At 73.7% G+C, this 24990-nt stretch carries 24 protein-coding genes; 14 read left to right on the top strand and 10 right to left on the bottom strand.

Translation table 11 applies throughout. The features are described 5' to 3' along the window. Positions 1-235 precede the first annotated feature (235 nt). Entirely contained in the window at positions 236-1171 is a 936-nt protein-coding gene (locus ACFV7Q_RS31025) for a 5'-nucleotidase (protein ID WP_385433469.1), read from the bottom strand. A 236-nt stretch (positions 1172-1407) separates the two neighbouring features. On the opposite strand from ACFV7Q_RS31025, the gene ACFV7Q_RS31020 reads away from it, so the two are divergent. Next, entirely contained in the window at positions 1408-2064 is a 657-nt protein-coding gene (locus ACFV7Q_RS31020) for a hypothetical protein (protein WP_385433467.1), read from the top strand. Between the two features lie 54 nt (positions 2065-2118). Here ACFV7Q_RS31020 and ACFV7Q_RS31015 read toward each other — a convergent pair whose 3' ends face one another. Then, positions 2119-2958 carry a class II glutamine amidotransferase gene (locus tag ACFV7Q_RS31015; RefSeq protein WP_385433475.1) on the bottom strand — a complete coding sequence of 280 codons (840 nt, stop codon included), beginning with the start codon at positions 2956-2958 and terminating at the stop codon, positions 2119-2121. 303 nt (positions 2959-3261) lie between these two features. Between ACFV7Q_RS31015 and ACFV7Q_RS31010 the strand changes: the two genes are divergently transcribed. From ACFV7Q_RS31010 to ACFV7Q_RS30985, 6 genes are all read left to right on the top strand, one after another. Continuing rightward, on the top strand, positions 3262-3714 hold the full coding sequence (locus ACFV7Q_RS31010; protein WP_385433466.1) for a DUF6325 family protein: 453 nt from the start codon (positions 3262-3264) through the stop codon (positions 3712-3714). A gap of 43 nt (positions 3715-3757) precedes the next feature. Continuing rightward, positions 3758-4063: an SHOCT domain-containing protein gene (locus ACFV7Q_RS31005; protein WP_385433464.1), complete on the top strand. Its 306-nt coding sequence runs from the start codon at positions 3758-3760 to the stop codon at positions 4061-4063. 281 nt (positions 4064-4344) lie between these two features. Beyond that, positions 4345-5343, top strand: coding sequence for a hypothetical protein (locus tag ACFV7Q_RS31000; RefSeq protein ID WP_385433462.1), 999 nt, complete (start codon positions 4345-4347; stop codon positions 5341-5343). Positions 5344-5463: 120 nt separating this feature from the next. Further along, positions 5464-8004 (top strand): discoidin domain-containing protein, encoded by a 2541-nt coding sequence (locus ACFV7Q_RS30995; protein ID WP_385433460.1) that lies wholly within the window; start codon positions 5464-5466, stop codon positions 8002-8004. Between the two features lie 565 nt (positions 8005-8569). Further along, on the top strand, positions 8570-8998 hold the full coding sequence (locus ACFV7Q_RS30990; protein ID WP_385433458.1) for an RICIN domain-containing protein: 429 nt from the start codon (positions 8570-8572) through the stop codon (positions 8996-8998). Between the two features lie 80 nt (positions 8999-9078). Further along, the gene (locus tag ACFV7Q_RS30985; protein ID WP_385433455.1) at positions 9079-9633 is read left to right on the top strand and encodes a YbaK/EbsC family protein; all 555 of its coding nucleotides are present in this window, start codon (positions 9079-9081) and stop codon (positions 9631-9633) included. A gap of 33 nt (positions 9634-9666) precedes the next feature. Here the strand turns inward: ACFV7Q_RS30985 and ACFV7Q_RS30980 are convergent, their stop codons facing one another. The 4 genes from ACFV7Q_RS30980 to ACFV7Q_RS30965 all read right to left on the bottom strand — a co-directional run bounded on the left by ACFV7Q_RS30980 (position 9667) and on the right by ACFV7Q_RS30965 (position 14021). Then, entirely contained in the window at positions 9667-10362 is a 696-nt protein-coding gene (locus tag ACFV7Q_RS30980) for a hypothetical protein (RefSeq protein ID WP_385433453.1), read from the bottom strand. 89 nt (positions 10363-10451) lie between these two features. Next, positions 10452-11567, bottom strand: coding sequence for an NAD(P)/FAD-dependent oxidoreductase (locus ACFV7Q_RS30975; RefSeq protein ID WP_385433451.1), 1116 nt, complete (start codon positions 11565-11567; stop codon positions 10452-10454). 36 nt (positions 11568-11603) lie between these two features. Beyond that, complete coding sequence (locus ACFV7Q_RS30970) at positions 11604-13235, bottom strand: LodA/GoxA family CTQ-dependent oxidase (protein WP_385433449.1); 1632 nt, start codon at positions 13233-13235, stop codon at positions 11604-11606. 27 nt (positions 13236-13262) lie between these two features. Continuing rightward, positions 13263-14021, bottom strand: a complete 759-nt coding sequence (locus ACFV7Q_RS30965) for a hypothetical protein (RefSeq protein WP_385433448.1) — start codon at positions 14019-14021, stop codon at positions 13263-13265. 163 nt (positions 14022-14184) lie between these two features. Here ACFV7Q_RS30965 and ACFV7Q_RS30960 point away from each other — a divergent pair, with 163 nt between their 5' ends. From ACFV7Q_RS30960 to ACFV7Q_RS30935, 6 genes are all read left to right on the top strand, one after another. Beyond that, entirely contained in the window at positions 14185-15027 is an 843-nt protein-coding gene (locus ACFV7Q_RS30960) for a hypothetical protein (protein ID WP_385433446.1), read from the top strand. A 69-nt stretch (positions 15028-15096) separates the two neighbouring features. Continuing rightward, the gene (locus ACFV7Q_RS30955; protein WP_385433444.1) at positions 15097-15957 is read left to right on the top strand and encodes a helix-turn-helix transcriptional regulator; all 861 of its coding nucleotides are present in this window, start codon (positions 15097-15099) and stop codon (positions 15955-15957) included. Positions 15958-16063: 106 nt separating this feature from the next. Beyond that, positions 16064-17506, top strand: a complete 1443-nt coding sequence (locus tag ACFV7Q_RS30950) for an alpha/beta fold hydrolase (protein ID WP_385433442.1) — start codon at positions 16064-16066, stop codon at positions 17504-17506. Between the two features lie 128 nt (positions 17507-17634). Then, a complete protein-coding gene (locus ACFV7Q_RS30945; protein WP_385433440.1) occupies positions 17635-18576 on the top strand; it encodes an AEC family transporter in 942 nt (313 codons plus the stop codon). Positions 18577-18649: 73 nt separating this feature from the next. Next, complete coding sequence (locus ACFV7Q_RS30940) at positions 18650-19084, top strand: tyrosinase family oxidase copper chaperone (protein WP_385433438.1); 435 nt, start codon at positions 18650-18652, stop codon at positions 19082-19084. Next, complete coding sequence (locus tag ACFV7Q_RS30935; RefSeq protein ID WP_385433437.1) at positions 19081-19926, top strand: tyrosinase family protein; 846 nt, start codon at positions 19081-19083, stop codon at positions 19924-19926. The genes ACFV7Q_RS30940 and ACFV7Q_RS30935 overlap by 4 nt, the downstream gene beginning before the upstream one ends. Positions 19927-20019: 93 nt before the next feature. Here ACFV7Q_RS30935 and ACFV7Q_RS30930 read toward each other — a convergent pair whose 3' ends face one another. From ACFV7Q_RS30930 to ACFV7Q_RS30915, 4 genes are all read right to left on the bottom strand, one after another. Then, positions 20020-20964 (bottom strand): YhjD/YihY/BrkB family envelope integrity protein, encoded by a 945-nt coding sequence (locus tag ACFV7Q_RS30930; protein ID WP_385433435.1) that lies wholly within the window; start codon positions 20962-20964, stop codon positions 20020-20022. 111 nt (positions 20965-21075) lie between these two features. Continuing rightward, positions 21076-21876, bottom strand: coding sequence for a hypothetical protein (locus tag ACFV7Q_RS30925; RefSeq protein WP_385433433.1), 801 nt, complete (start codon positions 21874-21876; stop codon positions 21076-21078). Beyond that, on the bottom strand, positions 21873-22142 hold the full coding sequence (locus ACFV7Q_RS30920) for a protealysin inhibitor emfourin (RefSeq protein ID WP_385433473.1): 270 nt from the start codon (positions 22140-22142) through the stop codon (positions 21873-21875). The genes ACFV7Q_RS30925 and ACFV7Q_RS30920 overlap by 4 nt, the downstream gene beginning before the upstream one ends. Positions 22143-22197: 55 nt before the next feature. After that, entirely contained in the window at positions 22198-23208 is a 1011-nt protein-coding gene (locus ACFV7Q_RS30915) for a M4 family metallopeptidase (RefSeq protein ID WP_385433471.1), read from the bottom strand. Between the two features lie 403 nt (positions 23209-23611). Between ACFV7Q_RS30915 and ACFV7Q_RS30910 the strand changes: the two genes are divergently transcribed. After that, complete coding sequence (locus ACFV7Q_RS30910) at positions 23612-24946, top strand: ricin-type beta-trefoil lectin domain protein (protein WP_385433431.1); 1335 nt, start codon at positions 23612-23614, stop codon at positions 24944-24946. The last annotated feature ends 44 nt before the right edge of the window (positions 24947-24990 follow it).

The following is a 24990-nucleotide window of genomic DNA, read 5'->3' as shown; positions in this document are numbered from 1 at the left end:
CCCGCAGCAGATCGGCCTCGACTCGGACAACGCCTAGAAGCCGCTGTTCCACGACCACGCCATCGAGCAGCCGATCCAGCAGCACGTCCGCTCAGCACACCCCGTCCCCAAGGAAAACTCCTCCCCGGACCGGACCGGGCTGGCCACCACCGCGGCCCGGGTGTGCGCGCACCGCCCGGCCCGCCCGGGGCGGCGCGGGCCCGGGACGGGTGGCGGCCTCCGAGCCGACGCGGGATCAGGCGCCGGCGTTGGCCACTCCGAACGGCACGTGGACGCTCGAGGCGCTGGACGCCGTTCCGCCGAGGTGGCCGACCTGGTCGTCGAAGAACATGTGCGGCTGGAGGGTCGCGATCACGGCCGATTTGTCGATGCCGCCGAGGAAGAACGCGTCGTCGACCCGCAGCCCCCACTCCTTCAGGCTGCGTACGGCCCTCTCGTGGGCGGGCGCGTTGCGTGCGGTGACCAGGGAGACGCGCACCCGGGGCCGGTAATCGGGTCGGTCGCGGTGCGCCTCCTCTTCCCGGCGCTGGATCCGGTTGATCCCGGCGAGGAAGTCCCGCAGCGGGCCGGGGTCGTGCGGGGTGGCCGCGTTGAGGACCTCGTGGGCCCGGAAACCGTCGATGCCGCCGGCCTGGAAGACGCGCTCGGAGCTGTCGTCGGCGAGGACCCCGTCGAAGTCGAAGGCGATGCGGAGCTCCGGGTCGTCCGGGTCGTCGGCGCAGGCGGAGGCCAGGACGTGTCCGGCGGGAAGGCCGGCGTCGACGGCCTCGCGGACGTCCTGCGCGTTGGCGGACAGGAACAGGGACATGTTGAGCGCCGGCATGAAGCGGTGCGAGGAGCGGCCGGGCCGGAAGATCGCGCGGGTGATCGGCAGGTCGTGCGCCTGGACCGAGCGCATCACGCGCAGACCGGTGTCGGGATCGTTGCGGGAGAGGACGATCACCTCGACCAGCGGGTCCTCGGGCTCGTCGGAGAGGTCGTTCAGCGACAGCAGGCGGCGTATGAAGGGGAACGCGACGCCCTTGCCCAGCGTGTCCTCGCGGTGCTCCTCCTGGTAGGCGCGGTAGGCCTGTTCGCCCTGCTCACGGAAGACGGCGTCGGATTCGGTCAGGTCGAACAGGGCGCTGGAGGCGATCCCGACGACCAGGCGCTGGGAAAGGTCGTACCTCATGCGTCTCCCCTGTCCTCACTGGTGTTCACAGGCCGAGAACGATCCGCCACGAACGGGAGTTCCCCTGCACCGGCCGGCCCGCCCCGGCCCGCCCCGGAGGTGTTCGCGCGGCGCAGGCGCACGTATGCTCCTCGGTGCCGTGCGGGCGGGACGGGCAGGGAGGCCGGGGACCGCCGCCGGCGTCCCTGACGGACCGCCGCACGCCGTGCGGCCCTCCCCGAAGCCGGAGCGAGCCGATGCTGGCCCACGAGTACGGCTATCCGGTACTGCCGGGTACGGCCCTGGACACCCCCGGTGTGGAGGGCGTCCTGCGTCGACGCGAACGCGGCCTGGTGCGGGGGGTGTCGGCGGCCGCCGCCGAAGTCGCCCTGTTGGCCGCCGTGCTGGTGGGCGCCGGCCCCGCGTCGGCCGTAGCCGTGGCGGCGGTCGTGGTGCTCGTGCCCGTGCTCGGGGTGACCGTCGGGCTGACGCTGCTGTGGCGTCGGGCCCGGCGCAAGGAGCGGCTGGTGATGGCGACGTACGCCTGGCAGGTGTGGCCCTGCGCCGGACGGGACGTAAGGGTCGTCGCCGCGGAGGGTCGGCGCTCGGGCGGCCGGAGGTGGGGGTCCGAGGGGCGCATCGTCCTGCTGGGGCCCGACGGCCGCAGCCACTGCTCGTTCCCCCCGCCCGGGGAGGGCTGGGACGGGCCGGCGGTGCCGCAGCAGGGGCTGCCCCGGGACGAGGTGTGGTTCGCCGGCGACACCCGGTTCGGCGGCATGCTGGCGATGCCCGGCGGGCTCCCGTTCCGTTTCGTCACGCGCTCGACGCCGGGCGGCCGCCGCGGGTCGGCGGAGGAGGACGAGGCCGCGCGGCGTACCGGCCTGATGCCGCGGGGCTGGCGGGCACGCTCCTGAGCGGGCCGTCCCGGGCGCCCGGGCGCGCAGGCCGGCCGTGTGCGACGCCGGGGGTCAGGCCGGTACCGGGGTGAAGGTGTGGAGTGCGTCCGCGCCCGCCCGCACGACCCCGTACGCCCCCTCGGGCACCTCGTTCCAGGCGCCGGGGAGGTCGCCCAGCGGCTCCGACACCACCAGGCGGGTCTGGTCGGACACCTCCCGCAGGAGTTCCACTTCGGGGTGCAGGGCCCGCAGCGACTCCACCTTGGAGCTGTAGTAGAGCGAGCGGGCGCTGCCCCCGCTGGCGTAGCGGAACGCCCAGATCGCCGTGCCGTCCGTCACGGCTACGGTCATCTGCACGGGGTCGGCGACGCCGTGCTCGCGGCCGACCCGCTCCACCAGGCCCACCATCTTGGCCACCGCGCCGGGAGGGTCGTGCTCCAGTCCGAAGGTGAGGGCGAGGAAGAACATCATCTCCGAGTCCGTGGTCCCCTCGATGTCCAGGAAGAGGACGGGGTCGACGGCCAGGGCCAGGTCACGGCGCATCCGGTGGAAGTCGGCGATGGAGCCGTTGTGCATCCACATCCAGCGTCCGTGCCGGAAGGGGTGGCAGTTCGTCTGCTGCACCGCCGTACCCGTCGAGGCCCGGATGTGGGCGAAGAGCAGCGGGGACACCACGTGCCCGGCGATCTCCCGCAGGTTCCGGTTGTTCCAGGCGGGGCCCACGTCCCGGACGATGGCGGGCGTGCTGACGGCGCCCCCGTCCATGTACCAGCCGATGCCGAACCCGTCCCCGTTGGTCGTCTCGACGCCCATGCGCGCGTGGAGGCTCTGGTCGATCAACGAGTGCTTGGGTCTGTAGAGGATGGAATCGAGGAGCATCGGACTTCCCGAATAGGCGAGCCACCGGCACATGGTCGTCACCCCTTTTTCGTGGCCGTCCGTTCGATCGTGCCGGCGCCGGTGGCGCGGTGCATCACCCGCGCGGGGTGAGCGCGGGGAGCGGGGCGCGCCCGGTTCCGGGCCCGGACCGCCGCACCCCCGCGAGCCGGCCCGCCGGGCCGGGCGGGGCCGCGCCGCGGGGTCACCCCCGGCAGGTGATCCCCGGGCGCGGAGTGCGCGTTACGGTCGTGGCAAGGTGCCGGCGGCCCCCAGGCGGCAGCTCGGCCCACGCCCCGGCCCGTGACCGCGTCGCCGGGCCTTGCGACAGGAGCTGACGTGACCAGAGAAAACGACAAGCTGGACGAGCTCGGCCCCATCGACTACCTGGTCGTCGAGTTCCCCGGCAGCCACCTGACCGGTGAGGGAATGCCGCTGCTGGTCGATCTCGTCGAGCGCGGGATCATCCGCATCCTCGACCTGACCTTCTTCACGAAGCTGGCGGACGGCTCGGTGCAGGGCATCGCCCTGGCCGACGTGAACGGCGACGGCGAGCTGGACCTCACGCTCTTCGAGGGCGTGTCCACGGGGCTGATCGGCGAGGACGACATGGCCGAAGCGGGTTCCCTCCTCCAGCCCGGGGACTCCGCGGCCGTGCTCCTCTACGAGAACACGTGGGCCGCTCCCCTGGCCGCCGCCCTGCGCCGCGCCGACGCCCGGATGATCGCGAGCGGACGCGTGCCGGTCCAGGACGTGATCGAGGCGCTGGACGCCCTCGAATCCGCGGCCTGAGGGCTCCGGACTCCCATCCGCTCCCCGACAGAGGCAGGAAACCATGCCCGGACTCCTTCGCGGCGTCGCGCGAACCGCCGTCGTCGCCGGTACGGCCACCGCCGTCTCCAACCGTGTCTCGCGCCGCCAGGCCGGCCGCTGGGCCCAGCAGGACGCGGAGCAGGCCCAGGCCGCGTACGCGCAGCAGGCGTACGCGGTACCCCCGCCCCCTCCACCGCCGCCCCCGGCCGCCGACGTCGGCATGGACGACAAGATCAGCCAGCTCAAGGAGCTCTCGACCCTCAAGGAGCAGGGCGTGCTCACCGAGGAGGAGTTCGCCGCCCAGAAGGCCCGCATCCTGAGCTCCTGACCCCCGCACGCCCGGGCCCCGGTCCGGCCGACGGGTGGCGCCGGGCCCGGTCCGGCCGGCCGGGTCCGGCGGGGCCGGTCCGCGGGGCGTCGCGCGTGCCCGCGGGGCGGTCGGTCGAACCGGCCGACCCGCCCGCGCACCGGTCGCCGGGCGGTCGGGACGCCGGAGCCGGGTCACGCGCAGTGATGCCCATGCGACGCACCGCGGCAGGCCCGGGAGCCTCGGGCGGAGTACCGGCCCCGGGCACGCGGACGCGCCGACCGCCGGAGGCGAGGTGAGCCGTGCCGGACACCCCCCGCCAGAACGGGGACACGGACCCGCTGCGGGACCGCGTCCTCACGCGCTCGCTGCTGAGGTCGGCAAGCGCGGACCCGCAGCACCTCCCGGAGCTCCTCGCGGCCTTCGCCGTACGGCACATGGGCCCCGTCGCGGCGCGCTCGGTGGCCCGGATGCGCGAGGCGCACCCCGGCGCCGCCCCGGCCGAGCTGCGGTCCCGGGCCCTGACCCGGGGGAAGCGCCGGACCGTGACCGAAGGGGCCTTCGTCGGCGGCCCCTTCCTCGTCCTGATCCCGTTCGCCTTCTGCGTGGCGATCCTCAGCCAGGCGCAAACCTGCCTGGAACTGGCCGCCCTCGACGGCAGGGACCCCACGGACCCGGAGCGGGCCGCCGAACTCCTCGTCCTACAAGGCGTGTACGAGGACACCGGCCGGGCACGGACCGCACTCGCGGACATCCGTCTCCCCGAGGACGGCGCCACCCCGGCGACCGGGCCGCGCCCGGGGCGCACGGCGACCATGCGGCGGTTGGTCATGCGGATGGCGCGCCTGTTGGGGCTGATCGCGCCGGAGGGAGAGGCGCCTGCTGCCGGGCCGCCCGGTCGGCTGCCGCTGTGGCTGGTCCAGACCGGACGGTACACCCTGCTCGCCGCCGTACTGGTGGTCGGCATGGTCGCCCCCCTGGTCTGGCTCCCGTACATGGCGCTGTCGTACGACCGGGCCACCGATCAGCTCCTGGCCCGGGCCACCGGCTTCTACTTCGGTGAGCCGCCCGCCGCCCGGCCGAAGCGGGTCGCCAGGCTCCAGCCCGAGATGGCGGCGTCCGCCCTGAGGGCCCTGCTGTCGGTGCTGGTGCCGCTGGGGTTCGTCATCGGCGTCGTGGCCGCCAACCTACGGCTCGCGGACAGGGGCTGGCCGGTGCTGGCCATCGCCCTGACGGCGGCGTCCATCGGGGTGGGAGCGGTCTGGCAGTGGCGCCGACGCCGGAGGGGTCTTGCCGGCTGATGCCGCAGCGGCGGCTTCCGGCACCTCACACTTTCCCGCCAACTACGTTGTGACTCTGCCGAGTTGCCGTGTCACTGGCCTATGTTCTGGGGACATGTCGGTTCGCCCCAGGAGGCCCGGTTGCAGTCCAGGCGCTTGCTCGCCCTCACCCGTGCGTTACGCCGCTCCTACCTGCTCATCGCCTTCAGTCTCGGTTCGCTGCTGGTGGGCCTGACCCCCTGGCTGGGGGTCGCGAGCCCGGCCCGCCCCTCGCCCGAACCGGCGCCCGCGCCCTTCGACCAGCAGACGGCCGTGGATTCTCCGCACCACCCGATCGCGCCCGCGAACGCCATGGAGCCGGCGGCTCCCGTTCTCGACCGGGCCGGGTGGACCGCAACGGCGAGCGACGAGGAGACCGTCGGGGAGAACGGCCGCGCGGCCAACGTCCTCGACGGGAACACCGCCACCATCTGGCACAGCAAGTGGACCGGCACCCCCGCCCCGCTGCCGCACAGCATCACCATCGACATGCACCGCACCGCGGTCGTCTCCGCGCTCGTCTACTTGCCCCGCACCGGCTCGGCCAACGGCCGCCCCGGCGAGTACAGCATCAGCTTGAGCGCGGACGGGCAGAACTGGGGCAACCCGGTCGCCACCGGTACGCTCGCCGACGACGCCAGTGCGAAGACCCTCGGGTTCGCCCCGCAGGGGGCCCGGTTCGTACGCCTGACGGGGCACACCGAGGCCGGCAACCGCGGGCCCTGGACCTCCGCCGCCGAGATCAACCTGCTGGGCGACCCCGGCACCCCGGCCGCCACCGTCGACCTGTCCCGCAGCGGGTGGACGGCCACCGCGAGCGACGAGGAGACCAGCGGCGAGAACGGCCGGGCGGCCAACGTGCTCGACGGCAACGACGCGACCATCTGGCACAGCAAGTGGAGCGGCACCCCCGCCCCGCTGCCGCACAGCATCACCATCGACATGCACCGGACCGCCGCCGTGTCCGCACTCGTCTACCACCCCCGCTCCGACGGGCCCAACGGACGGGCGGGGGCCTACACCGTCGCCACCAGCACCGACGGCGCCACCTTCGGCGCACCCGTGGCCTCGGGCACCTGGCGGGACGACGAGACCGTCAAGACCGCCACCTTCACCCGCACCGAGAACGCCCGCTACGTACGCCTGACCGTGACCAGCGAGGCGGGCAACCGCGGCCCGTGGACCTCGGCGGGCGAGATACGCCTGAGCGGTCCGGCCTCCCCGGCCGTGCACGGCTCCTGGGACCGGATCACCGGCTTCCCCCTCGTGCCCGTGGCCACCGCCGTCCTGCCCGGCGACAAGCTACTGGCCTGGTCGGCCTACGCGGTCGACCGCTTCGGCGGCAGCAACGGCTACACCCAGACGGCGATCCTGGACCTGAAGACCGGCAAGGTCACCCAGCGCCGCATCGACAACACCGGCCACGACATGTTCTGCCCCGGCATAGCGATGCTCGCCGACGGACGGGTGCTGGTCACCGGCGGCAGCAACGCGGAGAAGGCGAGCATCTACGATCCGGCCACCGACGCCTGGTCCGCGACCACCAGCATGAACATCGCCCGCGGCTACCAGGCCATGACGCTGCTCTCCACCGGCGAGGCCTTCGTCCTCGGCGGCTCCTGGAGCGGGGCCGGGGGCGACAAGGCGGGCGAGGCCTGGTCGCCGGACACCCGCACCTGGCGCAAGCTGCCCGGCGTCCCCGCCGCCCCGGCGCAGACCGCCGACCCGGCGGGCCCGTACCGGTCCGACAACCACATGTGGCTGTACGCCACTTCGGGCGGGAAGGTGCTCCAACTGGGGCCGAGCAAACAGATGAACTGGATCTCGACCAGCGGCAACGGCAGCATCGCCCCCGCCGGGAACCGGGCCGACAGCCCGGACGCCATGACCGGCAACGCCGTCTCCTACGACATCGGCAAGCTGCTCACCCTCGGCGGCTCGCCCGCGTACGAGAAGACCCCCGCCACCCGGCTCGCGTACACCGTGAGCATCTCGGGCGAGCAGGTCCAGTCCGCCCGCACCGGCGACCTGGAGCACGCCCGCGGCTTCAGCAACAGCGTCGTCCTGCCCGACGGCAAGGTGGCCGTCTTCGGCGGGCAGGCCTACCCGGTGCCGTTCAGCGACGCCACCTCGGTCCTGACCCCGGAGCTGTGGGACCCGGCCACGGGCGCCTTCACCCCGCTCGCCACCATGGCCATCCCGCGCAACTACCACAGCGTGGCCAACTTGCTGCCGGACGGGCGGATCTTCTCCGGCGGCGGCGGGTTGTGCGGTGACTGCGCCACCAACCACGCCGACGGGGCCGTGTTCACGCCGCCCTACCTGCTCAATGCGGACGGTTCGCCGAAACCGCGGCCGGTCATCTCCGGCGGGGTGCCGCCGCGGGCCGCGCCCGGCGCGTCGCTGACGGTGAGCACCCAGGGGCAGGTGGCCTCGTTCGTCCTGATGCGGGCCGCGGCCGCGACCCACTCCACCGACAACGACCAGCGGCGGGTGCCACTGGTGTCCACGGCGGCGGGGAGCGGCTCGTACACCGTGTCCATCCCCTCCGACACGGGCGTGGTACTGCCGGGTACGTACATGCTGTTCGCCCTCGACGCGCAGGGGGTGCCGAGCCTTGCCAAGTTCGTGACCGTCGGCTGACCGTCGCCGGACCGTCCCCGCCCGCACGACCGCACGACCGCCCCCCGGGTGCCCGCGGGTGCCATCCGATGACCCGTCAGTGATACTGCACTGACGGGGAGTTGACGGGGGCGTGCGCATCGGGACGGGGGCGGTCGTGTCGCAGGAGTCCGGGGCCGGGGACAGAACGAACGGCGGACGGCCGGCGGGCGCCGCGGCGGGGTACGTCCCGCCGCGGTGGGCATGGTGGCTGGCCGGTGTCGGTGTCCCGCTCGTCGGCCTGGTGGCTACGGGAATGATGGCGCAGTCGCGGCCGGGCCCGGCGGCGGCGCCGCCCGCCGACGTACGGCCGGGCGGTCCGGGGGGCGGAACGCCCTCGCCCCACGCCTCCCCGACCGGCGCGGAGACTCCGACGGCAACGCCCCCGCCATCCGGTTCGGCGTCGGCCTCCGGGGGCGGTGCGTCCCCGGGGCCCGGCACGGCGCCGCCGCCGGGCGGGGCCGGGCAGCCCTCCCCGTCACCCTCCACCCAACGGAAGCAGGAGGCCGAGGCGCCGGGGGTCCCGGTCGGGGCGCCCGTGTGGGTCGTGAACCAGAACAGTGCGCTGTGCCTGGCGGTTCCGGCGGCGAGCACCGAGGTGGTGGAGCTCAACCAGTTCGGCTGCGGCAACTACCCGGACCACCGCTGGCGCATCGAGCCCTGGGGGGACGGGGGCGCCGGCCCGCTCCACCGGGTGGTCAACGACAACAGCGGGCTGTGCGTGGCCGTGCCCGCCGCGAGCAAGGCCGCCGACACCATCGTCAACCAGTTCCCGTGCGGTGACCACCCCGACCACCTGTGGCGGTTCGAGAGCCAGGGCCCGGACGGGGCCGGGCGCCCGCTGTACCGCATCGTCAACCACAACAGCGGGCTCTGCCTGTCCGTCGCCGGCGGGGACACCCGGCAGACCGCAGCGGTCGTCCAGTCCGTGTGCGGGAGCCGGCCCGAGCGGCAGTGGCGGCTGGTCGCCCGCTGACCCTGCACACCGCGCCCCGCGCCCCGTGCCCGCCGACCCGCTCCCCCGGGCGGAGCGCGGTCATTTGTTACGGTGCCCGCATGCGCGCGCCGATCGGACCGTTCGAACATGCCCGGCCGGCACCGGAGTGCCTGGCCGAACTCACCGCCCCCGTCGCGGAGGCCGTCCGCGGCTGGCAGGCCGGGACGCCCGCCGACCGGATCGTGTACGTGGACACCGACCCGGCGATCGCCGACACCACGGCCTTCGTCGAGCACTACGGCCGGGAGCTGCTCGACCAGTCCGCGAACTGCGTGGTCGTCGCCGCCAAGCGGGGCGGCGAAACCTCCTTCGCCGCCTGTCTGGTGCCCTCCGCGGGCCGGGTCGACGTGAACGGCGTGGTCCGGCGGCGGCTGGGGGCCCGCAAGGTGTCGTTCGCGCCGATGGCCGCCGCCGTGGAAGCGACGGGCATGGAGTACGGCGGGATCACCCCGGTCGGGCTACCCGCCGACTGGCCGCTGCTGGTGGACTCGTCGATCGCGGCGATGCCGTACGTGCTCGTCGGCAGCGGCCGGCGCCGCGGCAAGCTCATCGCCCCCGGGTTCCTCTTCGGGCTGCTTCCCGGGGCCGAGCTGATCGAAGGCCTCGCCGTCTGAACCGGCCGGCGCGGGTCCGGGACGCGCTCCGGTTCAGGAGATCGCGTACCACTGGCTGCCCCAGCCGGTGTTGATGGTGCTGGTGGACTGCTCGGCCAGGTTCACCTTGGCCGGCAGGGAGGTCTGGCCGGTCAGCAGGTTGCTGTAGCGCAGGAGCGGCGGGGTGAGACCGGCGTTGACGGAGATCCCGGCGCCCGTGGCCTTGAGGGTGAGGAGGTTGGTGGCCCAGGTGCCGTTGAGCAGGAGGGCGATGAAGTAGGTTCCGGGTTCGGCCGTGAACGGCTTGGCCAGCGGGAACGGTTTGGCGATGGGGTCGGTCATCAGCTGCGGCGAGATGTCCGCGGTGGCCGCCCGCAGGGTGCCGGAGGCGTCGTACACGCCGAGGTAGCAGTCGGCCAGTTGGGCCTGCGGGTCGATCCCGGCCAGCCCCAACCAGATGTTCGACCACGTGATCCGCTCGTGCAGGACGATCCGGACCAAGGTGACCCGGCCGCCGACCCCGGCGGAGGTCTGGGCGGTGACGTGGCCCGCGTCGTTCGGGTCGCCGGTCCAGGCCAGTAGGTTCTGGTCCTGGGGCAGCGGTGCCTGGACCACGCGGGGCCCCGGGGAGGCGGGCGCCGTCGAGGAGGCGGTGGCCGGGCGGCTGTCGGCGGGTGCGCTGGTGCAGCCGGTGAGCACGAAGAGCGCGGTGAGCACGGCGCAGAGGCCGGCGAGGGTACGGGTGTGCATGATCTCCCCTGGGTTCGGACGACCGAGTGTACGAGCGCCCGCCGCATGCGAACCACCGTTCCCCCTCCCGCCCGTGCGTACGGGGCGGCTCAGCCGGTCCCCTGGTGCCGGCGGTGCCAGAACGGTGTGTCCCAGCGCTGTTCCCGCCGGTACTGCACGGCCCGTGCGTGCAGGTGTTCCTCGTGGAGGGCGGTGATGCGTCGTGCGTGGGCGGGCAGTGCGCCGCCGTCCCCGGCGTGGTCGGCCAGGATCGCCCGTGCCCCCTCCATCCCGGTGGCCAGGGCCATGACGATGCCGCACGCCGCGAGGGGGTCTGTGGCGGTGGCCGCGTCGCCGACCGCCGCCCAGCCCGGGCCGGCGGCGGGGCGGGTGCAGGAGGCGCCGGCGGCCGCCACGCTCAACTGCCGGGGCGGCCCCTGCCAGGGGGCGAGGCGGTGCCGTACGTGGCCGGTGGCCCGGGCGCGGGCCCACCACACGACCGGGTCGTGCAGGCGTGTCCCGGCGACGAGGTCGGCGTCCGTCACGGCCATCAGCACCCGCCCGCCGTCCGGCAGCGGCGCCGTGTACCACCAGCCCCAGGGAGTGGACTCCACCAGCGAGGTGAGCTCCGGCTCGGCCGTTCCTCCGCCCGGCGCGGCCAGGTGCCCGGCGACCGCGGTCAACCGGTCCGAGCGGCCGGGGGTCGCGCCGAGCCGCCGGGCCAGTCGGGCCGGCCTGCCCGTCGCGTCGACGACGTAGCGGGCGGAGACGGTTCCGGTGGCGCCGGTGGTGACCCGCCAGTGGTCCGGCAGGCGCTCGACCGTACGGATCCGCCCGGTCCGGTGGAGGGCGCCGGCGGACTCGGCCGCCTCCAGCAGGGCGGCGTCGAACCGTGCGCGGTCCAGATGCCGACCCGGGCCGTAGGGCCCGAAGACGGAGCTCACCTCCGCGAGGCCGTCGGCACCCCACGCGGCACGGCCTCCGTAGCAGGGTGCGTGCCCGTCGAGACCGAGCTGCCCGATCACGCCCAGGCGTTCCAGGAGCGGGCCCGCCGTAGGGGCCAGGTTCTCCCCGATCGGCGGGCGGCCCGTTGCGGCGGGAGCGACGAGGACGACGTCCGCCCCGGCCCGTACGAGGGCCAGCGCCGCCGCGCAGCCGGCCGGGCCGCCGCCGGCGACCAGCACGTCACAACGGACGTCGCCACCGCGGGGCGTCCCGCCGTTCACCGTACGGCTCCCCAGAACCGGTCCGGCCCGCCGGCCCTACTCCGGCTCGGGGGCGGTGCGTTCCGTCTCGACCAGGGCCTCGCCGCCGTCCGGGCCGGGCCGGGGGGTGATGAAGCCGAGGCTGCTCCAGCGAGCCGCCATGTCGTTCATGCCGGGGCCGTCGGTCCCCCCGTCGCCGATGCCCCGGTCCCATTCCAGGAACACCCCGGCCGCGCCGCCCAGGAGTGCGTCGAGCTCCGTCTCGGGAAGCACCTCGTCCGGGCGGGCGGCCGGCCACCAGAAGTTGCGGCACAGGTAGAAGTCCGCCTGCCAGGGGACGGCCATGTACTTGGTGACGTCTCCGGCGGACAGGTCCCCGCGCAGCCGGAACGGCGCGGACCAGGTGGCCGTGTCGGCGGCGATGAACGTCATCTCGATGCCGGGGAAGAACCCGCCGCCGACAGCCGGTTCCAGGGCGGCCCGCACCAGGGCGTGCGGCTGCTCCGCGACCGGCAGTGCCTCCAGCGGGACCGGGGCCGGCACGGCGCCCGTCCAATCGGCGGCGAAGTCGCCCGCGGCCCAGCGCCGCAGCCGCTCGTACTGCCCGGGGAGCAGGGTCAGCCAGGTGTGCGGCCGGCCGTTCTCCAGGCGGCCTTCTGCCGAGAGGACCGGCATGAAGCCCGCGTTGGCCTGGTCGCCGGCCATCGCCCCGGGGGTGCGCAGCATGTCGAAGACCAACTGCCGTTCCTTCCTGCCGTCCTGCCCGGGGGAGGCCAGCAGGGCGAAGCGGTCGGGTGCGAAGAAGTTCCTGCCGCGGTTGCCGTGCTTCTTGCGGGCCACCCCGTTGACCCACGCGAACGCCACCGGCCGCGCCAGCAGGGGGTGGACGTCGCGGGTGAAGGAGACCTCCGGCGGCGTGGGCAGCATGCCCGATGCGCGGGCGGTCTCCAGCGCGACGTCGTACAGCGTGATCAGGTTCTCCGTGTGCGGGGCGAAGTCGGTCGGCGCCACCAGGCACCAGGCCGGCGTCACCGGTACCTGCCGGCCGTCCGGTCCCAGGGCCACGGTCGCGCGGACCGGTCCGTCGGAGATGTCGTCGCACCAGTAGTCGTTGTTCGCGTAGTCGGTGACGGGACGGTCGGCCTTGACCGAGAAGGACGTTCCGAACCCGCCGAGGACGAGGAGCCGTCCGGCCTCGTCCGTGCGCAGTTCGCCCAGCGGCACGGGCGCCCCGAGGAAGGTGCCGCTGTCGAACCGGGCGCCCCGGCCGTCCTGGGAGGGGCCGGTCACGGTGCGGGGGCCGGGCCGGACGACCAGGCGGGCGCGGCCGGCGGTGTCGGCGGGGTCGACGTGCAGGTTGCGGCGGTGGGCGTCGGAGGTGGACTGCCCGGAGCGGCCGGCGAACCTGAACCAGGCGCCCTTGGCATTGGCCAGCTCGACGGTCCAGGTGATGCGGGCCTCGGCCGGGGTCAGTTCGCCGAGAACGGCACCGGACCGGTCGTAGGCGTACACCCGGAACCGGGCGGCCTGCCGTTTGATGCGGCCGACGGCGTCCCTGAAGCCGCCGTCGGGACGGGGCGGAACGCCCGGCGACTCCGGGCCGATGAAGAAGTCGTCGGGGCTGTCGCCGACGCGGGCGATTCCGATCGACGGGTGGATCTCGCAGTGGGCGATGTCGTCGAGTCGCACGGCCCCTCCAAGGTGGTGGACGGCCGGTCAGTGGTGGTCGTGGTCTCCACCGCTGCCCAAGGCCAGTTCCCCCTCCTCAAAATAAAACTCCCGTTTCACCGTGAACCGCAGGTCGATGGTGCCGGGCCCGCCGGCTCCGCCGTCCAGGAGGCGGGCCGCCACCTGTTGGCCCTCGCCCAACCTGTCCGGAATGCTGTCCGCCCTGCCGGCAATGGCGAGCCGCGGCCCGCTCGCCAGGAGGTCGTCGGTCAGCGACACACCGGAGACGCTCCGGATGTTGCCGATCTGCAGCAGGTGGTCGAAGTCGGGCGGGGTGACGATCCGGTGGGCGAGGAACAGCTCGCTTCCCTGCCCGAAGGCGAGGTAAGTGAGCTGCGGCGGCCGTGCCTCCTGCTCGTCCAGACGCCGGAAGTGGACCACGCGCCGGACGCCGACCCGCACCGGGTCGACGATCTCGACGCCGTCCTTCTCGAAGTGGCCCCGAACCAGCTTCCCTTCGAAGGAGGTCAGCGCGGGCTGTCCCGCAGGCGTGACCAGGTCCGTGATCCGGAACGCCTCGGGATCGAGCGTGTAGAGGTCCGTTCCCGTCTGGCGGCGGTCCTCGACGTACACCTTGTGTGCGTTGCCTGAACCGTTCTCCAGGGTGACCTCGAGCAGCACCTGGAACGCGTGGTGGACGACGGAGAACATGGGCAGGTGGGACAGGTAGACCGTCTCCTCACCCACGACCGCCATCCCGTGGAACTTCTCGGGTTCGACGACCGGCATCGGTCTCATCTCCAGCATGCGTCAGCTGTCGTACCAGCTGGGGGAGGGGTGCACCTACGTCACTTCCAAGCCTGTCACCTCGACACGTAGATCGCCATCGCGGTGCGCGAACGCCGGCACCTGCGGGAAGTCGGCGGATAAACCGGTGTGCTCCCCCGTGCCGTACGCCTACGCTCGGCGCGTGGAGCCCGTCACCCTCGCCTGCGCCGTCGTGCCCGTCACAGCCCTGCTGTACGGGCAGCTCGGCCTGCTGCACCGGCGCCGGGAACGGTGGTACCGGGTCACGGCCGAGCACTGTGCCGAGGTCATGCGGGATCCGTACCGGGCAACCGCCGGCCGGTGGTGGTCCGACGACGACACGCAGGCGGCCGCCGCCCGGCTGCTGCTCGACGGGCTGGTCACCGTCAATCACCGCGGCAACCTGAGCCTCACCGCGGCCGGCGCCGACCCGGCACGGGCCGCCGGTCATCCGCTGCCGGACGCCCTGCTCGCGGCGCTGCGCCGACGCACGGCGCCCGCCACCCTCGGCAACGTCACGCTCCGGGACACCGGCTTCCGCACCGTCCGGGAAGAGTTCCACGCTGCCGGGCGCGCCCGCGTGGAGCACCGGGTCCCGGAGCTGGCGCGGGCAGCCGGACGGCCGGCCCGCGCCGGGAACTGGTCGGCCGCGCTGGTGATGGTGTTCACCGCGGCCGCTCTCGCCGGCCTCCCGTCGCCCCGCGGTGCGGTGGAGTGGGCGGCCGCCGCCGTCACCGCCGTCGGGCTGGTCGCGCAGATCGCCTGGTTCAGCCTGCACGAACGTCTGCGCACCGGGTACGCCCGGCGTGACCCGTGGGCCGACCGGGCGGCCGGCCTGGACGTGCACCCGGCGCTCGTGGAACTGGCCCGCCTTGACCCGGAGGCGACGGAGCGGCTGAGGGTCAGCCGGCTGCGGACACGCCGGGGACGCAATCGGGGCCGGCCCCGTCACCGCCGCGCCCCTGCCGAGGCGGAGGCGGAGGCGGGGGCCGGGGCCAGGGCCTGACGACACACCCGTCGGGCCTTCTTCCTTCTTCCCGCCGCGGAGGCGCCGATGCGTGAAGGGAACAGCACGGTGAGGGAGTTGCTCCGGAACGAGGCGGTACGGGAGCGGCGCGGGGCGCTGCGGCAGCGGATCCGGACCGCCGGGTTCACCGTCAACGACATCCTGTGCTGCGAGGACCGGCCCGCGTTCGTCGGTCCCGGATACGCGGACGGGCACACCGTGGTGCTCGTCAGGTCCGGCGCGTACCTGCGGCAGGTCGAGGGCGAGGAGCTCTTCGCCGACCCCACCGGCGGGTTCCTGCTCCGCCCCGGCGACGAGCAGCGCGTCGCGCACCCCGTCGGAACCGGCGACCGGTCCACGGAGATCCGGCTTCCGGAGCAGCTCTTCGCCGACCGCTTCGACGGTCCGGCCGCCGCCCGGCCCTTCCGTGTCACCGGCGCCACCGACCTGCACCACCGGGCCCTGCTGGCGGCCGCGCGACGCGGCTCCGAACCCTTCGAACTGACCGAGCGGCTCCACCACCTCCTCGATGCGGTGGCCGCGTCCACCGGCCGCTGGAGCATCGACCGCCCGGCCCGCCGCTCCACCGCGCAGGCGCACGGGAGGCTCGTACGCGACACGTGTGCCGTACTGGCCGGCGGGCCGGCGGCGCTCGGTCTGTCGCTGGAGGAACTGGCCCGGCTCGTCGGGGCGTCCCCGCACCACCTGAGCCGGGTCTTCCACGCCGTCACCGGGACGACCCTCACCCGGTACCGCAACGAACTGCGCGTCCGCGGGGTGCTGTACGCGATCGAGGAGGGGGCTGACGGCCTGCGGGCCCTCGCGCACCGGTACGGCTTCGCCGACCAGGCGCATCTGACCCGGACGTGCCGGAGCCACACGGGCCATGTGCCCAGTGCCGTACGGGGGTTGCTCGCGGATCGCGCATGAATGTTCAACGCGCGGCCGCGGTCCCGCGCGCAGGATGGCGACGGCCGGAATACCGGCCGGTGCCACGGCGTCGCCGGGCACCCGTTCGTTGATCCGGGGGATGGCCATGGCCCTGCTCGCGCGATGCTGTCTGACCTTGGCGGCCGTTCTGGCCGCCGCCGCCTGCACCGGATCCGCGCCGGGCCGGGCCGCCGCCGGCCCGCCGCCGCCGGCGTCCTCCGGTACGGTCGCGGACCGGGGCGGGGCGGGCGCGAGGTCCTGGGCCCCGGCCCTCACCGGCCACCGGCCCTGCCCCGGGCAGCCCGATGTCACCTGCGCCGACCTGGCCGTCCCGCTGGACCGCAGCGGACACGAACCCGGCGCCCTCTCCCTGAGGGTGGCCGTCCTCGGCCGGGCCGACGCACCGCGGGGCACGCTCCTCTTCCTCACCGGCGGCCCGGGGCAGCCGGGGGTCCCCTACGTCCCGCGGATCCGCGCCCGCCTCCCCGAGGTGCTCGCGGAGTACCGGCTGGTGATGGTCGACCAGCGAGGAACGGGCAGTTCTGCGCTCGACTGCCCCGCACTGCAGAAGGAGGTCGGCAGCAGCGACACCGTCGTCCCCTCGGAGCCGGCGGTCACGGCCTGCGCAGAGGCCCTGGGCGGGACCCGGAACTTCTACACGACCGCCGACACCGTCGCCGACCTGGAGGACCTGCGGCGCGCCCTCGACGTCCCGTCCTGGACCGTCGACGGGGTCTCCTACGGCACCTTCACCGCCGGGCAGTACGCGCTCACCCACCCCGGGCGGGTCCGCGCGCTGGTCCTGGACTCGGTCGTCCCGCTCGACGGCTCGTCCGTGCTGTACGAGGACGCGCTCGGCGACTCCGCCCGGATCCTGCGCGCCGCCTGTCGGGAGCAGCGGTGCGGTTTCGACCCGGCCGAGGACCTGGCGCGGGTCGTGCGCCGGGACGGGAACGCGGTCGGCGTGTTCACCCTGCTCGTGACCGCCAGCATCATCGATCCGAAGCTGAACGATCCGCGGTACGGCATCCTGGCCGCGCTGCACGCGTCCGCGAAGGGGGACCGGGCCCGGTTCGACGCCCTCGTGGCCGGCTTCTCCGGCCCGGGCCGGGCGACCCCCGCTGAGTTCAGCTCCGGACTGCACGCCGCTGCCCTCTGTGCGGACGGGGCATGGCCGTGGGGTGACGCGTCGGCGCCGCTCGAAGGGCGGGAGCGGGCGCTGGAGGGGGCGGTGCGGCGGATCAGGCCGGCGGACGTGTGGCCGTTCCCCCGGGAGACCGCCGGTGCACAGGGGATGCCCCGAACCTGTCTGCCCTGGCCGGCTTCCCGGCCCAGTCGGCGGCCGCCCGGCCGCAGCCTGGCCGGTCCGGTGCTCCTACTGGCCGGGGACCGCGACCTGTCGACCCCGGTGCAGTGGGCGCGTGAGTTGGCCGCGGCGACGCCGGGGGCCGAGCTGGTCGTCGTCGAGGGAGCCGGGCACTCGGTGCAGAGCCGCAGTGACGTGGGAGCGCGGGCCGCGCAGGAGTTCCTGCTGCGCCGCCCCCGGTGACGGCAGCGGCGCGGACGACGCCGGCCTCCGGGGGAAGGGCCCCGCCACCCGGCCGGTTCGCCGGTCGTCCTACGATCCGGTCGTCGGCAGGCCCCCGCCGGGGGATCAGCTGGAGCGGGGGCGCGTGCATGGGAGCGGTGGAGGCTCTGGAGAAGCTGGCACCGGTGGTGCTGGCCTTCGGGTGCGGGGTCGTCCTCGCCCGGCGGAAGGTGGTTCCGGCGGAGAGTTCGAAGGTGTTCGCGGACTACGCGTTCCTCTTCGCCGTGCCGTGCTTCCTGTTCGGCAACATCTACCGCAGCGATCTCGGGGCGCTGTTCCACTGGCGGGCCGTCACGGGGTACGCGACCGCGGCCTGCACCGCGGCCGTGCTGACCGGCGTACTGGCGTGGCTGGTGGGCGTACGGGACCTGCGCGGGGTCGCGCTGCGCATCATGGCCGCCGTGCAGGTCAACACGGCGTACTTCGCCGTGCCGGTGTTCATCATGCTGTTCGGGGACGCGGCGCCGGTCTTCCCGGTGCTGCTGTTCCAGGTCTGCGTGCTCTCCCTGGTCATCATCTCGGTCATGGAGCTGGGGCGGCCCGACCGCACCGGGAGCCCGGTCCGGCGGCTCGGATCGGCGGTCGCGGCCTCGCTGCTGACGCCGGTGGTGGTGGCGTGCAACACGGGTGTCGCGCTCAACCTGCTGTCGGTACCGGTGCCCGGGGTCGTGCTCGACAGTTTCGCGTTCATCGGGGACAGTGCCTCGCCGGTCGCGCTGTTCGCCCTCGGGCTGCACCTCGGGGGAGCCGGGTTGGAGGTCCGCGGCACCACCCTGGAGGAGGGGTGGATCATCACCGCCAAGTGTGTCGCCCTGCCCCTGATCACGTTCGCCGTGTGCCGCTACGGCTTCGGGGTGGAGGGCGCGCGGCTGAGTCAGCTCGTCCTGATCGCCGCGATGCCCGCGCCGCAGAACCTGTTCGTCTTCGCCCAGCGCTACGGCGTCGGCGTCGACACCGCCGCCGCGCTCGTCGTGAAGAGCTCGGTCGTCGCGCTGCTCCTGCTCCCGCTGTGGACCCCCTGGGTGGTATGACCGTCGGAACCGGTGTGACCTGCGACGAGACGGTGACCAGCCCGGTACAGGACTCGTGGTACATGTTCATGCCATGAAGAAGATCACTCGCAGACAGGCCCTGGGCACCGCCGTCGGCGCGGCGACCGCCGTCGGACTGGCTGCCCTCGTCACATGGGACTCGGCCAAGCCCTCGCCGACCCCCGATCCGAAGGCACGGCCCGACGTGAGCGCCTCGGGCCTCTCCATACCCGCCGACGGCATCGACGAGGTGTTCGAAGGGCGCCGCATCCAGATCTCCCTGGCCAAGGGGGGCGGCGGACACGAAGGCCACGGCCTGCCCGCCTGGCCCACGATCAAGATCGACGGCAAAGAGCTGCACGTCATGCGCAACGCCGACGGCACATGGGTCAGCGTCGTCAACCACTACGAGTCCTTCCCCGACCCCGTCGCGGCCGCACGCGCCGCCGTCCGCACCCTCCAAGGGGCCCACCTCGCCCCCTTCGCCCCCGAGGGAGCAGCGCAGTGACCGTCCGCAAGAACCAGGCGACGCTCACGGCCGACGAGAAGCGCGCCTTCACCGGCGCGCTGCTCGAACTCAAGCGCACCGGCGTCTACGACCGGTTCGTCGCCACGCACAGCGCCTTCCTCAGGACCGACTCCGACTTCGGTGACCGGGTCGGCCACCGCTGCCCTTCCTTCCTGCCCTGGCACCGGCGCTTCCTGCTGGACTTCGAGGCGGAGCTGCAGAAGGTGGACCCGAAGGTCGCCCTGCCCTACTGGGACTGGACCGTGGACCGCACCCCCGCCTCCTCGCTGTGGGCCCCGGACTTCATGGGCGGCACCGGTCGGACGCAGGACCTCCAGGTGCTCGACGGCCCGTTCGCGTACTCCGGGCGCAAGTGGAACGTCGTGGGGGGCGTCGACCAGTCCCCGTTCCTACGGCGCAAGCTCGGCGGGGCCGGGATCCAGCTGCCGACCAAGGCCGAGGTGAACGCCGTACTCGCCCTGCCCGAGTACGACACCGCCCCCTGGAACAGCTCCTCGGGCGGCTTCCGCAACCACCTGGAGGGGTGGCGCGGCGCCGGCCTGCACAACCGGGTCCACGTGTGGGTCGGCGGCCACATGGAAACCGCGGCCTCCCCCAACGACCCGGTGTTCTGGATGCACCACGCCTTCGTCGACATGCTCTGGGCCGAGTGGCAGAGGCGCAACCCGAAGTCGACCTACCTGCCGACGGCGGCCACGCCGAACGTGGTCGACCTGCGCCGCCCGATGCGGCCCTGGAACAACGTGACACCGGCCGACATGCTGGACCACCGGAAGTTCTACACCTTCGACACCGAGGCGGCCGCACCGCGCCGATCGTAGGCCGACCGCCGACCGCCGACCGCCGACTGCCGGCAGGACGGCGGGCGGCAGCCGGCGGGGGCGGTGACCGGCGGCGTCCCGCCCGCCCGGGGGTCACGGCGGGGGCTGCCGCCACGCCCCCGGGTGCGCCCAGCGGGCGGGTGGACTGCCCAGGCGCCGGGCGAGGTAGGGCTCCTGGGCGATCGCGGCGCCCGTGGCCATGCTCACGGTGACCCCGACGCACACCACGATCAGCCACGACAGCAGCACGAACACCGGGCCCGTCGAACCATAGGCCTCCACGGCCCGGTTGAGGGCGTGCGGCATGTAGAAGCGGGCGGTGAAGGACAGCCCGGTGACCACGACCGCGGTGAGCACCGCGCCGGGCAGCAGCGCCCGGGGGGCCAGTCGTCCACCGAGCAGCAGGTGCTGGGTCCACCACCAGACCGCCGTCTGCAGGGCCAGGCCGAGGGGGATGCCGAGCCACAGGCCGACACCGAAGCCCTGGCGTACGGGCCCCTGCACGACCAGCAGCACCATCCACGCCGCGAGCCAGGCCACCCAGCGCCAGACCGCGATCCGGGCCTCCGTGCGCGGGATCTCCCAGGCACGTTTGCACAGGCGCTGCGCGGCCCGGCTCACGGCGGTCGCGGAGATCAGGACCATCAGGCCACCGACGAGGCCGACCGCGCTGCGGAAGTCCTCGTTCTCTCCCTCGGGGGTCGTTCCGAGGAGGTCGCGCAGCTGCGCGGCAGCCGGCCCGGTCAGCCCGAAGGTCGTCCGCACGGAGTCGATCAGCTGTTCGCGCACGGCCTCGGGGGCGAACGAGGCGACGACGAAGAGCAGCGGCACGGCGGTCAGGAAGACCTGGGCGGCGAGCCGGGTCGCGGAGTCGAAGACGTTCACCGAGACGAGGCGTTCGATCACGTGGGTGATCACCGGGAACCGGTTCTCGGCCTGCTGCTGCCGCCTCTTGGCCGCCGTGATCAGCCGCTGGGACCGGGCACGCCACCGGGACGGGCGCCGGGCGCCGCGGGCGGAGGGGGTTCGGCCGCGCATGGGCCCAATCTCCCACCCCCGGCCCGCGCGAGCCGGTACCCGCGCGTGCCCGGCCCGCAGGATCCCCCGTCGGACCCAGACGCAGCGGGGCCGTCGGCCGGGCCCTCCCGGTCACTGCCCCGCGAGGTTGCGGGCGAGGGCGGTCATCACCGCCCGGGTCTTGGTCCCACCGGTCTGCGGCGGGGTGATGCCGCGCTCCCGCAGGGCGTCGCCGAGCAGCCGGCCGGCCTCCGCCGCGTCGGACAGGTCCGTACGCACCGAGACCTCCAGGAAGCGCAGGCCGTGTCCGGTGCCGGTGCCGGTGCCGGTGCCGGTGGTCCACTCCTCGATCGCGACGGCGCGGGGCAACCCGTCCCAGTCCTGCTTCCACTTGAGGGCGTGCACCGGCCCCAGCGCCGTGAGGCCCCCGAGGCCATCCCCTCTCAGGCCGACGGCACCGAGCAGTTCGCGGTGCCGGTCGATGAGCACGCCGTCCAGCGTGCCGGAGCGCTCCGCGTCCCGCGCCGCCGCGACGTCCCGCTCGGCTTGGAGCGCGGCCGCCAGCACGGGGGTGAAGGCCGGTCCGGAGCGGTCCTCCTCGACCGTGAACTCCCAGTCGTCGCCCTCGCGGTCCTCGTGCCACGGGGGCGGCAGGGCGGGGCAGGGGCGCAGCTTGACGGTCATGTCGGCTTCGGGACGGGAGCCGCGGTCGGTGTCGTCGCGGCGCAGGCGCAGGATCGCTCCGTGGTCGTCCAGGAGCGGAAGCTTGACGGCTGCGCCGTCCGCCACCAGCTGCGGGCGGTCCCAGAAGTGGATGGACCGGCGCCGCCCGTCGGAGCGGTCGAGGCCGAGGGCGTCGAGGGCTGCGGCGACCTCCTCGCCGGCGAAGCTGATCTTGATTTCCGCGGCCTTGGCCTCGGGTGGCCCGGTCACCGTGCTCCCTCCTTGAGTACGCGCCCGACCAGCTCTTCCAGGGCGTCGCTGGTGTCCGGATCGGCGAATTCCACCGTGCGGCCGTCCACGGTCACGGTGTACTGGTAGCCGTCGGGGACCCCGGGCGGGGTTCCCGGTCCCGCTTCGGCGAGGACCTGGCGGGCAAGGCGTTCGAGTTCGGCCGCGTCGGGCCGGCCGGTCGTCTCCAGTACGGCCCGACGCGTGATTCCGGCGATGCCCCCGGTCCGGGTCACCTCGATGCGCATGCCACCGGTGCGACGGGTCCGGGGGGCGGCCGTGCTGCGGGGCGGGGCCGACTCCTCAGCCATTGCCGTTCCCGTTGACGCCCACGTGCGCCCACGCCTTGATGACCGCCTCGTACTCCGTCCCCCGCCCGTAGCGCCGCTCCGTCGCCGTGACGGTCGCCCGGGCGAAGCCCCTGAAGTCGGCGCGCGGGGTCAGCTCGCCGGAGGTGAGGGCGTCGTACCAGATCTGGCCGGCCCGCTCCCAGGCGAAGCCGCCGATCTGGTTCGCGACCAGGTAGAACGCATGGTTCGGGATACCGGAGTTGATGTGGACGCCGCCGTTGTCGAGGTGCGTCTCGACGTAGCGGTCCATGCTGTCAGGCTGGGGGTCCTTGCCGCCGAGCAGGCGGTCGTCGTACGCGGTGCCCGGCGCCTTCATCGAGCGCAGCGCCTGGCCGCGCACCGTCGGTGTGAACAGTCCGGCGCCGATCAGCCAGTCGGCCTCCTCCGCGGTCTGGCGGCGGGCGTACTGCTTGACGAGGCTGCCGAAGACGTCCGACACCGACTCGTTGAGCGCGCCGGACTGGTCCTCGTACACGAGGTCGGCCGTGTACTGGGTCAGGCCGTGGGCCATTTCGTGGGCGACGATGTCATGGGCGATGGTGAAGTCGTTGAAGACCAGGCCGTCGCCGTCACCGAAGACCATCTGGCGGCCGTTCCAGATGGCGTTGTTGTACTTCCGGCGGTAGTGGACGGTCGCGTCGAGCGGAAGGTTCCGGTCGTCGATCGAGTGGCGGCCGTAGACCTCCTCGAAGAAGGTGAACGTGAGGCCGAGGCCGTCGTAGGCGCGGTTGACCGTGCCGTCGACCACGGGATCGGATCCCTCGGTCCGGATGACGTCACCGGGGAGTTCGCGGGTCTCGTGGCTGTCGAAGACCGTCCGCTCCAGGACACCCGCGGTGACGGGGGCGCGCGTCACCTCCCTCGGTGCGGCAGCCCGGAACTCGCGCAGTCGGGCGTCCACCTCCAGCGTCTTCTCCGCGGATTCCCGGATCCGGGGGTCGTCCGCCTCGGCGAGGTTCTCCAGGACGTAGGGGGGAAGGACGGCGCAGTGGCAGTGGCCGGACGTGGACGGGCGGTGCGCACCGCCGCCGCCGGGGTGAGTGGATGGCACACTGCGAGGGTCCCGGGAGCCACGGCGCGGGCCCGGCACCGCCCCGGGGACCTCACCCGCCGAACCGTTCCGGCTGGTCCGAACAGCCTCGCGGCGCACACCCACACGGCGGTGCGCTCGGGGCGGGGCGTCGGCCGCGGGGCGTCGGCCGCGGGCCCCCCGTCGTCCACTTGGCAGGACCGCAAGGGTTGCAGAACTCAACTCCCGTGCCCGGCGGGGAGTTTGAGATACCTCCCCTATCATGTGTTCGATTCTGGGCCCGTGTGTGCTTCCGCACCCGGGTCCGGGGCGAACCACGATGAAAGGCAACGGGGACGTGGGATTCATATCCAGAAAACGGGCATCGGTGGTCGCGGTGTGCACCGCCGCGGCGATCGTGGGCGGACTGCAGATGTCGTACAGCGCCTTCGGCACCGAGGACACCGGCAGCGGGCCGACGGCCTCCGCCACTCCGGGCACACCGGCGGTCGGGCAAGCGCCGGACGCCCATGCCGAGGACACCGCCGCCTCCACGAGTGACCACACCGCCTTCAAGAACGGCGTCATGGCGCTCGACGCCGGGAGCCCGCAGTCCCCGGCGGCACGGGCGGCCTCGGCCGCCGCTGCCCGTCCGCCCCAGGGCGAGGGGTGGAAGATCCACCAGGCGACCAAGTGGCTCCCGACCGGATACACGATCAAGTTCTACGACCAGAAGTCCGCGGACTGGCTGGGCCCCTACGCGAAGGCCACGGCCGCGGACCTCCAGCGCATCACGAACCTTCCCGTCACCGTCGACACACGGCCGGTGGGCTGGGACTACGCCAGGCCCAAGGGCGAGGTGGTCATGGGGGTGCTGCACCACCCGTGCAAGCCTCCCGCCGGCGAGGGCACCATGGGCAGCACGGGGTGGACCGTCGTCCGGGACGGCTCCGGGACGCCGAACCTAAGCTGCGGCTTCACCAACTCCTCCGTGCCGGACACCGTGACCAGCGGACACGCCTACATCGACGACGCGTTCTTCACCCCGCAGGGCAGGCCGACCGCCTCCATGGGCGAGACGTACATGAAGAACCACATCAGCCACGAGCTCGGACACACCCTGGGTCTCGCCCACGCGAACCGCAGCATGGAGAAGGGCGACTGCGCCAAGGGCTCGGACGCCGGCCAGTTCCCGGTCATGTGCTCGCCCGCGTACGCCTACCAGGACAAGCGGGCCGGCACGTACGTCCAGCAGTTCGACGTCCAGGGTCTGCGTCGGCTCGCCGCTGGCGGCGGGGCCGCGCTGCCCCCGCAGGGCAAGGTGGCCGGCCTGGGCGGCAAGTGCCTGGACGCCAAGGGCGGCAAGTCCGACAACGGCACCCAGATCCAGCTCTACGCCTGCAACGGCACGGGGGCGCAGTCCTGGATCCTCTCCAAGGACGGCACGTTCCGGGCACTGGGCAAGTGCCTGGACAACTCCCGCAACGCCAACACCAACGGCAACAAGATCCAGCTTTGGGACTGCAACGGCTCGGCAGCCCAGCGCTGGTCGGTCAACGCCAAGGGCCAGATCGTGAACGCCGGAACGGGCAAGGTGCTCGACGTGAAGGGCGGCTCGACCGCCAACGGCACTCCGGTCCAACTGTGGGCGGCCAGCACCGACAAGCGGCAGGTCTGGGTGGCGCCCAAGTAGCACCGGGCCGGGCCGGCGGGCCGCTCCGCCACACGGGGGGGGCG

Origin of the sequence: Streptomyces sp. NPDC059851, from assembly GCF_042732005.1 — a bacterium.
Taxonomy (GTDB): Bacteria; Actinomycetota; Actinomycetes; order Streptomycetales; family Streptomycetaceae; genus Streptomyces.
The sequence above is the reverse complement of the archived record's forward strand: the minus strand, read 5'-3'. Positions and strand labels throughout refer to the sequence as shown.